At 68.2% G+C, this 7,711-nt stretch carries 9 protein-coding genes; 7 read left to right on the forward strand and 2 right to left on the reverse strand.

What is annotated here, in order from left to right; genetic code table 11:
• Window positions 1-111: hypothetical protein (locus tag VFA16_RS12630; RefSeq protein WP_324968145.1), on the forward strand; the 111-nt coding region annotated here is incomplete at its 5' end.
• A gap of 143 nt (window positions 112-254) precedes the next feature.
• On the opposite strand, the gene VFA16_RS12635 is transcribed toward VFA16_RS12630, so the two are convergent.
• Window positions 255-731, reverse strand: coding sequence for a ferritin-like domain-containing protein (locus VFA16_RS12635; protein WP_324968138.1), 477 nt, complete (start codon window positions 729-731; stop codon window positions 255-257).
• On the reverse strand, window positions 728-1,240 hold the full coding sequence (locus VFA16_RS12640; RefSeq protein WP_324968139.1) for a hypothetical protein: 513 nt from the start codon (window positions 1,238-1,240) through the stop codon (window positions 728-730). Before VFA16_RS12640 ends, VFA16_RS12635 begins: the two co-directional genes overlap by 4 nt.
• Before the next feature lie 207 nt (window positions 1,241-1,447).
• Between VFA16_RS12640 and rimP the strand changes: the two genes are divergently transcribed.
• From rimP to VFA16_RS12670, 6 genes are all read left to right on the forward strand, one after another.
• Entirely contained in the window at window positions 1,448-1,981 is a 534-nt protein-coding gene (gene rimP, locus VFA16_RS12645; protein ID WP_324968140.1) for a ribosome maturation factor RimP, read from the forward strand.
• A 46-nt stretch (window positions 1,982-2,027) separates the two neighbouring features.
• Window positions 2,028-3,071, forward strand: coding sequence for a transcription termination factor NusA (gene nusA, locus VFA16_RS12650; RefSeq protein WP_324968141.1), 1,044 nt, complete (start codon window positions 2,028-2,030; stop codon window positions 3,069-3,071).
• Between the two features lie 184 nt (window positions 3,072-3,255).
• A complete protein-coding gene (locus tag VFA16_RS12655) occupies window positions 3,256-3,513 on the forward strand; it encodes a DUF448 domain-containing protein (protein ID WP_324968146.1) in 258 nt (85 codons plus the stop codon).
• Between the two features lie 66 nt (window positions 3,514-3,579).
• Window positions 3,580-6,282: a translation initiation factor IF-2 gene (gene infB, locus VFA16_RS12660; protein ID WP_324968142.1), complete on the forward strand. Its 2,703-nt coding sequence runs from the start codon at window positions 3,580-3,582 to the stop codon at window positions 6,280-6,282.
• Window positions 6,283-6,291: 9 nt separating this feature from the next.
• The gene (rbfA, locus tag VFA16_RS12665; RefSeq protein ID WP_324968143.1) at window positions 6,292-6,783 is read left to right on the forward strand and encodes a 30S ribosome-binding factor RbfA; all 492 of its coding nucleotides are present in this window, start codon (window positions 6,292-6,294) and stop codon (window positions 6,781-6,783) included.
• On the forward strand, window positions 6,758-7,711 hold a 954-nt coding region (locus VFA16_RS12670; RefSeq protein ID WP_324968144.1), incomplete at its 3' end, for a bifunctional oligoribonuclease/PAP phosphatase NrnA. The genes rbfA and VFA16_RS12670, both read left to right, overlap by 26 nt.

Consider the following 7,711-nt stretch of genomic DNA (forward strand, 5'->3'; position numbering starts at 1 on the left):
GGCTGGGCCGACGGCGTGGTCGAGCTGCGCAACCGCTTCAGCGGCCAAACCCGCGAGCTGACAATCGGTGTCTCACTGGCTACCGATATCACCGCGGCGATATCGAGCTGACCGCGGCGCTGTCGAGTCTGCGCTCAGCGCGCCGAGTCTGCGCCTATAGCGTGAGCCGGCGCGGATAGCCCGCCGTGGACGCGGTCTCGGTGCCACAGCCGCAGAGTCGGTGCAGTGAACGCGGACTCGATGCCCGAGGGGGCCTACTCGTTGCCGCCGGGGAATGCCTTCGTCACCGGCCAGGCGCCAAGCTCGCGGTTCCACCGGGCAGCCATCACCGCGCTTTGCGTAAGCGCCGTTACTGCAAATGACCGGCGATCCGGAGCTTTCGCCTGCTCGACCACGGCGCGCCAAGCGACCGCGGCATCGTTTTCCATCCGGACTGCCAAGCGCGCGGCATCGGTCGCGTTGTTCACCGGGAAGGGCAGCTGATAGCCCGCGGCCGCGACGGGCCCGGTGACCGAACGGGCCGCAAGCATGGCGATCACCGCATCGCGACGCCGGCGATGCTGGTTGAGCGCCTCCGCGACCATCGCGTTGAGATCAGGCATGGTATGCGCCGACACGATGCCGTAGCCGTAGACCACCGAATGCTCGGTGACCAGCGCGTCGCACAGGGCTGCGTCCTCGGAGTCGCCCGGCCGGGCAGAGGTGGTTGGGGTCGGTTCGGTCGACGTCACGGCGACGACCCTTTCGGCACCAGTGCAACCGTGTAGGCCGCGGTACATGCGGCGGCGATCGATGCCAGCAGCCCGGCACGATAACCCGACGACGCGATCGCCAGTCCAGTGGCGGAATCGGCGGAGGCCCGCAGCGAGTTCACCACGTCGGCCAGCGACGGCGGCGGCGCCGCCGCTGCGCTAGTAGTCGGACTAGAGGAAGCGCTCGAGGGGGTCGTCGCCCGCCCAAGGACCCGCTGGATCTCGGTCTCCAGCTCCGCCGCATGCCGGGAACGTTCCGCGGCGACCTCCTGCAACGCGGCAGCCATTTGCGGCGCCTGACCCCCTGCGGCCGCCGCGGCAGCCAGCTCGCTGTCGTGTCGGGCCGCCTTCACCTGCGATTCCAGATCGTCGACATTGGGAGGTGGCGGTGGAGAGCCGCAGGCCGACGCGACCACCCCGACCGCGGCAAGAGCGGCGCCGCCGGCCAGTATGCGTCTCCTGCTCACGACCGGCACTGCGCTTGGCACAGCAACATCCTGCCATTGCTCGCTCGCCGTGAAGGCGCCGGACGAGTCGCGGTCGGCGGCTGCGATCGCCGCTGAGATGCGTTTCCTGGCGTATCGTTGGTAGCTGATTCCCCTGGAACGCCGACTGTCGCGCGCCGGAGGGTCGCCGGAGCCCTTCGCCGGCGACATCGAGCCGATGACCGGACAACTCAAGATGAGGAGCTCGCCGTGACCACGGGGCTGCCTTCGCAGAATGAGGTAATCGAGCTACTCGATGGAGAGTTCGCGCGCGCCGGTTACGAGATCGAAGACGTCGTCATCGATGCGCGACGCCGCCCGCCACGCATCGCGGTCATCGTCGACGGCGACGAACCGCTTGACTTGGACACCATCACCACGTTGTCGCACACCGCATCGAGGTTGCTGGACAGTGTCAAAAGCATCCGAGGTCAGTATGTCCTCGAGGTCAGTTCGCCCGGTGTCGACCGGCCGCTGACCAGCGAGAAACACTTCCGGCGCGCGCGCGGCCGCAAGGTTCAGGTGGCATTGACAGACGGATCGCAGCTGGTTGGACGGGTCGGCGAGACGCACGGCAGCACCGTGCTGCTCGTAGTCCGCGACGACCGTGGCCGCGACTGGGCAGTGCGTAAGGTCGCGCTGGACGACATCGCGAAAGCCGTTGTGCAGGTTGAGTTTTCGCCGCCCAACCAACGAGAGTTGGAGCTGGCGACTCTGGGCGCCGGAACGGAGGCCGGGACATGAACCGCGCCAGCGGCGATGCAGAGCGCAGCGAGGAGGAGCGGCGCTGATGAACATCGACATGGCCGCGCTGCACGCGATTGAAGCGGACAAGGGCATCTCCGTCGACGTCGTCGTCGACACGATCAAATCCGCGCTGCTCACCGCCTACCGCCACACCGAAGGACACCAACCCGACGCGCGCATCGACATCGACCGCAAAACCGGTGTGGTCCGGGTAATCGCCCGCGAAACCGACGAGGACGGCAACGTCATCAGCGAATGGGACGACACCCCTGAAGGATTCGGGCGGATCGCGGCGACCACCGCCCGCCAGGTGATCCTGCAACGACTACGTGACGCCGAAAACGAGCGTAACTACGGCGAGTTCTCCACCCGAGAGGGTGAGATCGTCGCCGGAGTGATCCAGCGCGACAGCCGCGCCAACGCCCGCGGCCTGGTCGTGGTTCGGCTGGGCAGTGAAACCAAGGGCTCCGAAGGTGTGATCCCGGCCGCCGAACAGGTTCCCGGGGAGACCTATGAGCACGGCAACCGGCTGCGCTGCTATGTGGTCGGGGTGACTCGCGGCGCGCGCGAGCCTCTGATCACCTTGTCGCGCACCCACCCCAACCTGGTGCGCAAGCTGTTCTCGCTCGAAGTCCCCGAAATCGCCGACGGGTCGGTGGAGATCGTCGCCGTAGCCCGCGAAGCCGGCCACCGCTCCAAGATCGCCGTGCGGTCGAACGTTTCGGGCCTGAACGCCAAGGGTGCCTGCATCGGGCCGGTGGGGCAGCGGGTGCGCAACGTGATGAGCGAGCTCTCCGGGGAAAAGATCGACATCATCGACTACGACGAGGACCCGGCCCGTTTCGTCGCCAACGCGTTGTCGCCGGCGAAGGTTGTCTCGGTGTCGGTGATCGACGAGGCGGCGCGGGCCGCCCGGGTGGTGGTGCCCGATTTCCAGTTGTCGTTGGCCATCGGGAAAGAAGGGCAAAACGCCAGGCTGGCGGCGCGGCTCACCGGCTGGCGAATCGACATCCGCGGCGACACGCCGGCGCATCCGGCGAGCCAACCCGATCACGGCGCCAGTCACGGGATGGCCCACGACCGCTGAACCCGGTCGCCATGCGGGAAGAGCGTCCCGGGTGGTTCAGACCGGGCCTGCGGTGGCGGTAGACTGTGCCGTGATCCAGCGCGAGACTTCGGGGTCGACGCATCGGCGCACCGATGGACCGGTGCGCACGTGTGTCGGGTGCCGAAAGCGAGAGTTGGCCGTCGAACTGCTTCGCGTGGTAGCTGTGTCGGACGGGAACGGCAAATATGCCGTGATCGTTGACCCAGCAGGTACCCTTCCGGGGCGGGGTGCGTGGCTGCATCCCGTTTCGCAATGCGCGCGGGAAGCGATCCGGCGACGAGCTTTCGCCCGAGCGCTGCGCATCGCCGGTTCACCGGACGCCTCCGCGGTGGTCGAGTACTTGGATTTTCTGAGTACGCTCGAACGACGCGGCAACAGAACAGGTAGCAAAGAACATGAGTACACCGTGAAGTCCCGATGACCATGCGTCATAGCTAAACCCGAGGCGCGGCCCACCACCGCTGTCGCCTCATGGACAGGAGAAGTAGTGGCAGGCAAGGCCCGCGTACACGAGTTGGCCAAGGAACTCGGTGTTACCAGTAAGGAAGTTCTCGCCCGGCTAAGCGAACAGGGCGAATTCGTCAAATCAGCGTCGTCGACGGTAGAAGCGCCCGTCGCGCGTCGGCTGCGTGAATCGTTCGGCGGAGGGAAAGCCGCTGCGGTTAAGGCCGCAGATGGTGCCGCCAAGGCCGGCGGCAACGGCAAAGCGAGTGCTGCCGATACCGCCAAGCGCGCCGGCTCCGACGGCGCAGTGGTGACGGAGCCGGCCAAAACCGCCGGACCCAAGCCGGCTGAGCCGGCCGCCGCCGAGCCGCCCGCGGCCCCCGCAGCGTCTGCGGCGCCGCCAATCGAGCAGCCGCCCGCCCCAACGCGTCCCGGGCCGACCCCGGGGCCGCGCCCCAGCCCCGCGCCGAAGCCCGGCGTCCGCACGCCACGCGTCGGCAACAACCCGTTCTCGACGGCACAACCTGTCGAGCGTCCCATCCCGCGCCCGCAGGTTCCGCGTCCCGGCATCCCGCGGCCCGGGGCACCGCGTCCCGGCATGTCGCCCGGCAGCATGCCGCCACGTCCCGGTGGTCCGGCCGGTCAAGGTCGTCCACCCCGTCCTGGGGCGCCGCGGCCCGCGCCGGGTGGTCGCCCGGGCGCGCCGACCGGTGGCCGTGCCGGCGGGGGCGGTGGCCCGTACCGCGGAGGTGGTGGAGTCGGTGCTCCGCCTGCCGGCGGCTTCCGTGGCCGTCCCGGTGGCGGTGGCCGGCCCGGTCAGCGCGGCGGTGCTGCCGGCGCGTTCGGTCGTCCCGGTGGCGCCCCCAAGCGGGGCCGCAAGTCCAAGCGGCAGAAGCGCCAGGAATACGACTCGATGCAGGCGCCGGTCGTCGGCGGCGTGCGGCTGCCGCACGGCAACGGCGAGACAATCCGGCTGGCCCGAGGCGCGTCGCTGTCCGATTTCGCCGAGAAGATCGACGCCAACCCCGCTGCGCTGGTACAGGCGCTGTTCAACCTCGGCGAGATGGTGACCGCCACCCAGTCCGTCGGTGACGAGACGCTGGAGCTGCTCGGCAGCGAGATGAACTACAACGTCCAGGTCGTCAGCCCCGAGGACGAGGACCGGGAGCTGCTGGAGTCCTTCGACCTGACCTACGGCGAAGACGAAGGCACCGAGGAAGACCTGCAGATCCGCCCGCCCGTCGTGACCGTCATGGGCCACGTCGACCACGGGAAAACCCGATTGCTGGACACCATCCGCCAGACCAACGTCCGCGAGGCCGAGGCCGGCGGCATCACCCAGCACATCGGTGCCTACCAGGTCGCCGTCGAACACGACGGCATCGAGCGGCCGATCACCTTCATCGACACCCCCGGTCACGAGGCGTTCACCGCGATGCGTGCCCGTGGTGCCAAGGCCACTGACATCGCGATCCTGGTGGTCGCCGCCGACGACGGCGTGATGCCGCAGACGGTGGAGGCGATCAACCACGCGCAGGCCGCCGACGTGCCGATCGTGGTGGCGGTCAACAAGATCGACAAGGAGGGCGCCGACCCGGCCAAGATCCGTGGTCAGCTCACCGAATACGGTTTGGTACCAGAGGAATTCGGCGGCGACACCATGTTCGTCGACATCTCCGCCAAGCAGGGCACCAACATCGAGCAGCTGCTCGAGGCGGTGCTGCTGACCGCCGACGCGGCGCTCGACCTGCGGGCCAACCCCGACATGGAAGCCCAGGGTGTGGTGATCGAGGCGCAACTGGACCGCGGTCGCGGACCGGTGGCCACGGTGCTGGTGCAGCGCGGCACGCTGCACGTCGGCGACTCCGTTGTGGCCGGCGACGCGTACGGCCGGGTGCGCCGCATGGTCGACGAGCACGGCGAGGACGTCGAGGCGGCACTGCCGTCGCGGCCGGTGCAGGTCATCGGATTCACGTCGGTGCCCGGCGCCGGTGACAACTTCCTCGTCGTCGACGAGGACCGCATCGCGCGCCAGATTGCCGACCGGCGCAGCGCCCGCAAGCGCAACGCGCTGGCCGCGCGGGCCCGCAAGCGGATCAGCCTGGAAGACCTGGATTCGGCGCTGAAGGAAACCAGCCAGCTGAACCTGATCCTCAAGGGCGACAACGCCGGTACCGTCGAGGCGCTGGAAGAGGCCCTGATGGGGATCCAGGTCGACGACGAGGTAGCGCTGCGGGTCATCGACCGCGGTGTCGGTGCGATCACCGAGACCAACGTCAACCTGGCCTCGGCGTCGGACGCGATCATCATCGGCTTCAACGTGCGAGCCGAGGGCAAGGCCACCGAGCTGGCCAACCGCGAAGGCGTCGAGATCCGCTACTACTCGGTGATCTACCAGGCCATCGATGACATCGAGAAGGCGCTGCGCGGGCTGCTCAAGCCGATCTACGAAGAGGTCCAGCTGGGTCGGGCCGAAGTGCGAGCACTGTTCCGCAGCTCGAAGGTCGGCCTCATCGCCGGCTGCCTGGTCACCTCCGGGTCCGTGCGGCGCAACGCCAAAGCGCGCCTGCTGCGCGACAACATCGTGGTCACCGAGAACCTCACGATCCAGTCGCTGCGGCGCGAGAAGGACGACGTCACCGAAGTCCGCGACGGCTACGAGTGCGGTCTGACCCTGGGCTACGCCGACATCAAGGAAGGCGACGTCATCGAAACCTACGAGCTGGTCCAAAAAGAACGGGGGTAGGAACGCCCTATGCCTGATCCGGCCCGGGCGCGCCGGTTGGCCAAGCGGATCGTCACGATCGTCGCCTCGGCGATCGAGCATGAGATCAAGGATCCGCGGCTGGCCGGGGTGACCATCGTCGACGCCAAGGTGACCGGCGACCTGCACGACGCGACGGTGTATTACACGGTGATGGGTCGCACGCTGGACGAGGAACCGGATTACGCCGGAGCCGCGGCGGCGCTGGAACGGGCGAAGGGTGTGCTGCGCACCAAGGTCGGGGCCGGCACCGGGGTACGGTTTACGCCCACGCTGACGTTCGTTCGCGACACGGTGTCCGACGCCGCGCACCGGATGGAGGAGCTGTTGGCGCGGGCGCGCGCAGCCGACGAGGATCTGGCCCGGGTGCGCTCAGGCGCCAAGCCGGCAGGCGATCCCGATCCCTACCGGACGACGCCGGGGGAGTCGAGTGACGGGGGCGACGCTAAGGACACCGGTGACGACGACCGATACGACGACTGACCTCGCCTCCGACGCCCGACGTGTCGACGCCGGCGGCGCCGCCCAATTGCTTTCTGATGCCGCCACGATCGGGGTTGTCTGCCACGTCTATCCCGATGCCGACACCATCGGCGCCGGGTTAGCGCTGGCCTTGGTACTTGACCGGTGCGGCAAGCAGGTCCAGGTCAGCTTCGCCGCACCGGCGACATTGCCGGAGTCGCTGCGCTCACTGCCCGGCGGTCGCCTGATGGTCGAGCCGGACAGCATGCGCCGCGACGTGGATGTCACTGTGACAGTTGACATTCCAAGCGTCAACAGGCTCGGTGCGCTGAGCGACCTGGCCGCTACCGGGCATGAGCTGCTGGTGATCGACCATCACGCGTCCAATCAGCTGTTCGGGACCGCTAATTTCGTCGACCCATCGGCGGACTCCACCACGATGCTGGTCGCCGAGCTGCTGGATGCGTGGGGCGAGCCGATCGACGTCGAGGTGGCACACTGCCTGTACGCGGGACTGACGACGGATACCGGGTCGTTTCGCTGGGCCAGCGCCCGGGCCCATCGGTTGGCGGCGCGGCTGGTCGACCTGGGTGTCGACAACGCCGCGATCAGCCGGGTGCTGCTGGACACCCATCCGTTCGCCTGGCTGATGATGCTGTCTCGGGTACTGAACTCCGCACAGCTGCTGCCCGACGCTGTCGATGGTCGCGGTCTGGTCTACGCGGTCGTCGAGCACCAGGAGTGGATCAGCTCGCGCCCGGAAGAAGTCGAGAGCATCGTCGACATCGTACGCACAACGCAAGAAGCCGAGGTGGCAGCCGTTCTGAAAGAGGTTGCGCCGCAGGAGTGGTCGGTGTCCATGCGGGCAAAAGCGGCGGTGGATCTGGCGGCGGTGGCCTCGACGTTCGGCGGCGGCGGACACAAACTGGCCGCCGGGTATTCGACCGTC

This window comes from Mycobacterium sp. (genome assembly GCF_035653355.1).
Taxonomy (GTDB): domain Bacteria; phylum Actinomycetota; class Actinomycetes; order Mycobacteriales; family Mycobacteriaceae; genus Mycobacterium.

Bases quoted from the DNA above. Each gene is read 5' to 3' on its own strand.
- nusA (WP_324968141.1), top strand. From the start codon at position 2,028: ATGAACATCGACATGGCCGCGCTGCACGCGATTGAAGCGGACAAGGGC.
- rbfA (WP_324968143.1), top strand. From the start codon at position 6,292: ATGCCTGATCCGGCCCGGGCGCGCCGGTTGGCCAAGCGGATCGTCACG.